Source organism: Rhodococcus sp. R1101 (genome assembly GCF_000278445.1).
Taxonomy (GTDB): domain Bacteria; phylum Actinomycetota; class Actinomycetes; order Mycobacteriales; family Mycobacteriaceae; genus Rhodococcus; species Rhodococcus gordoniae.
In genome coordinates, this window is record NZ_AJVB01000759.1 from 1 (window position 1) to 1,149 (window position 1,149).

Annotated in this window: 1 protein-coding gene and 1 pseudogene; both read left to right on the forward strand. The window is 68.1% G+C overall.

Annotated features, from left to right (window positions below):
* Window positions 1-94 precede the first annotated feature (94 nt).
* Entirely contained in the window at window positions 95-895 is an 801-nt protein-coding gene (locus R1101_RS0123955; RefSeq protein ID WP_016935688.1) for an ABC transporter ATP-binding protein, read from the forward strand.
* 145 nt (window positions 896-1,040) lie between these two features.
* Window positions 1,041-1,149: pseudogene (locus R1101_RS30470) on the forward strand (DNA polymerase IV); the annotation flags it as partial.

Below are 1,149 nucleotides of genomic sequence, written 5' to 3' on the forward strand. Positions count from 1 at the left end.
GCACGCGCTACCCGGTGGGCGTGGTGACGGGTGCGCTCGGCGCGCCCTATCTCGTCTACCTCATCATTCGTTCCAACCGCGCGGGAGGCTCGCTGTGACCGCATCGCACACCCTGATCGCCGAGAAACTCGAACTCGGGTACGGCAGCCGCACCGTCGTGGAGAGCCTCGACCTGAAGGTGCCACCAGGTCGGATCACGTGCATCGTCGGCGCCAATGCGTGCGGGAAATCGACGTTGCTGCGGTCGATGTCACGACTGCTGTCGCCGCGCGGCGGGCACGTCCTGCTCGACGGCAAGGACGTCCACCGGCTGCCCGCGAAGAAACTCGCCCGCACCCTCGGGTTGCTGCCGCAATCGCCGATCGCCCCCGAGGGCATCGTCGTCGCCGACCTCGTGGGCCGGGGACGGCATCCGCACCAGCGGGTGCTGTCGCGCTGGAGCCGGGAGGACGACGCTGCGGTTGCCGACGCACTCGCCGCCACCCACACCACCGAACTCGCGGAGCGGTCGGTGGACGAGTTGTCGGGCGGGCAGCGGCAGCGCGTGTGGATCGCGATGGTGCTCGCGCAGCAGACCGACCTGCTGCTGCTCGACGAACCCACCACCTTCCTCGACGTCAGCCACCAGGTGGAGGTGCTCGATCTGCTCACCGATCTCAACCGCGACCGCGGGACGACCATCGTGATGGTGCTGCACGACCTCAACCTGGCCGCGCGATACGCCGACCATCTCGTCGCGATGGCCGACGGCAGCATCTACGCGTCGGGGGATCCCTCGGAGGTGCTCACCGGTGAGACGGTGAAGGCGGTCTTCGGTCTGGACAGCTGCGTGATCTCCGATCCGGTCTCCGGCAAGCCGCTCGTGCTGCCCGTAGGCCGGCACCACGTCATGTGACCGTCCGTCCGCTACACCATTGGTCGTCCGCTACGGCAATTGCCATAGCGGACGGCAAGAGCGGTAGCGAATGCTCGAGGTACGAACCGAACCGCTCGCCCGGAATCCGTGCCCGCACCGCGGTGAACGTCCTACGGTTGTCGGCATGGGTGCGCCCGGCATCGACCAGTGGGTTCTCCACGTCGACCTCGACCAGTTCATCGCCGCGGTCGAGGTGCTGCGCAACCCGGAGTTGGCGGGTCGACCGGTGGTGG